The sequence below is a fragment of the Pseudomonas sp. 18.1.10 genome, assembly GCF_024655625.1.
In the GTDB taxonomy this organism is placed as follows: Bacteria; Pseudomonadota; Gammaproteobacteria; order Pseudomonadales; family Pseudomonadaceae; genus Aquipseudomonas.
Window position 1 is genome coordinate 1 of the sequence record NZ_JANLGL010000441.1, and the last position, 1665, is coordinate 1665.

The 1665-nt window shown below is 61.3% G+C and carries 2 protein-coding genes; one reads left to right on the forward strand and one right to left on the reverse strand.

The window, feature by feature from the left end; genetic code table 11:
• Window positions 1–67: 67 nt before the first annotated feature.
• A complete protein-coding gene (locus tag NUV89_RS29570) occupies window positions 68–835 on the reverse strand; it encodes a class III extradiol ring-cleavage dioxygenase (protein WP_257784105.1) in 768 nt (255 codons plus the stop codon).
• Window positions 836–938: 103 nt separating this feature from the next.
• Between NUV89_RS29570 and NUV89_RS29575 the strand changes: the two genes are divergently transcribed.
• Window positions 939–1589 (forward strand): thiopurine S-methyltransferase, encoded by a 651-nt coding sequence (locus NUV89_RS29575; RefSeq protein WP_257784106.1) that lies wholly within the window; start codon window positions 939–941, stop codon window positions 1587–1589.
• The last annotated feature ends 76 nt before the right edge of the window (window positions 1590–1665 follow it).

Below are 1665 nucleotides of genomic sequence, written 5' to 3' on the forward strand. Positions count from 1 at the left end.
CAGTCACTAAATTTGTTATTGAACCACCGCATTCGCGAGCAAGCCCGCTCCCACATTTAAATCTGCGCTAGCCGAATCGATAGATGTCCATCCCCAAGGCGCCCATGGTGAAGCCCTGGTGCGCGATACTGAAATCCCCGCCCGCGCCGCGCGCAAAGTACAGCGGCAACAGATGCTCGTCGCTGGGATGGCTACGCACGGCATGCGGCGCCTGACGCCGATAATCATGCAGCGCGCTTTCATCATTGGCCGCCAGCCTATCCACCACCCAATCACGAAAATCCCGTGCCCACGGCTCGATGCTCTCGGGCCCGGCGTGCCAGTCCAGCTCGCCGAGGTTGTGGGTGATACTGCCCGAACCGATCAGCAGCATGCCTTGCCCGCGCAGGCTGGCGAGTGCATGCCCGACCCGTGTCTGCAGGGCCGGGCCCATGCGGCTGGGCAGGGAAACCTGCACCACCGGGATATCTGCCGCCGGGTACATCAGCGACAACGGCACCCAGGTGCCATGGTCGAAGGGGCGACGCTCATCGATGCGCGCATTCAGGCCGTCGGCGTGCAGCAACTCGACAATCTCGCCGGCCAACTGCGGGTTGCCCGGCGCCGGGTATTGCACCGCAAACAATTCACGCGGGAAGCCGCCAAAGTCGTGCCAGGTTTCCGGTGCGGCGCTGCCGCTGACCAGCAGTTCTTGGCTTTCCCAGTGCGCCGAGACCACCACGATCGCCTGCGGGCGTGGCAGTTGCGCGGCCAAACGCTGCAAGGCCGGGCCGCTGGCTCCGGGTTGCAGGGCGAGCATGGGCGAACCATGGGAGATAAACAGGCTAGGGAGCATAAGAAGGGTCCTGAGCGTTAATATGGGCCCATCTTCAATCAGATCATTGATCTAAATCTAATATAAGTTTTAGCGCTATTTGATCGAATTTTCGGGGTGATCCATGGAGCCTAAGTTTTGGCAGGAGCGCTGGGCGCGCAATCAGATCGGCTTTCACTTGCCCGAGGTCAACCCTTACCTGCAACGGCACTGGCCGCCATTGGCCGACGGCGCCAAGGTGCTGGTGCCGTTGTGTGGCAAGAGCCTGGACCTGATGTGGTTGGCCAGCCAAGGCCTGCGGGTAGTGGGTGTGGAGCTGTCGGAGCAGGCGGTCGAGGCGTTTTTCAGTGAACAGAATCTGACGCCGCGAATCACCGAACGGGGCGTGTTCAAGGTGTATCAGGCGGATTCGATCGAGATCTGGTGCGGCGATTTCTTCGCCTTGGATGCCGAGGTGCTGGTGGACTGCGTGGCGCTCTATGATCGCGCGGCGTTGATTGCCTTGCCGCCGCTGATGCGGGCGCAGTACACCGATCATCTGAATAGGTGGCTGCCAATAGGCTGCCAGGGGTTGTTGATTACCCTGGACTACGAGCAAGTTCAGAAGGCGGGCCCTCCGTTCGCGGTGACGGGTGAAGAGGTGCAGTTGCTGCTAGGCGAGCACTGGGGGCTGCAGGTGCTGCAAGAGCAGGACATCCTGGGTGAGAGCTGGAAGTTTGTGCAGGATGGCGTTACGCGGCTTGAGGAGCGGGTGTATCAGTTGGTCAAGCGCTGAATCTGCTGGCGCCATCGCGGGCAAGCCCGCTCCCACAGGGGAGCGCATTTCAACAGGGGAATGCAGCTCGAATGTG